The following is a 263-nucleotide window of genomic DNA, read 5'->3' as shown; positions in this document are numbered from 1 at the left end:
ATTTATTAGAATTTATAACAAAAAACAAGAACGTAAAGATAACGCAGATGTCGAAGTTATGTCTGATCACTTATGGCGTGTAGAAATTGAACTTAAAAGAGATATGGTGGATTACTGGAATGATTGTTTTAATGATTTACATATCTTGAAACCAGATTGGACTTCGCCAGAAAAATTAAATGAACAAGCAATGGTTTACATGTTAATTCATGAAGAAGGCAAATGGGGAGAATTGAATAAAAGAACTAAATATAAATATAAAA

At 28.9% G+C, this 263-nt stretch carries 1 protein-coding gene; it reads left to right on the top strand.

Annotation, left to right across the window (positions count from 1 at the left end):
- Positions 1–263, top strand: a 263-nt coding sequence (locus ACWGQ1_RS18425) for a hypothetical protein (protein WP_452313528.1), incomplete at both ends; no start/stop codon positions are given.

It is taken from the genome of Microbacterium sp. NPDC055599, assembly GCF_053618975.1.
The sequence above is the reverse complement of the archived record's forward strand: the minus strand, read 5'-3'. Positions and strand labels throughout refer to the sequence as shown.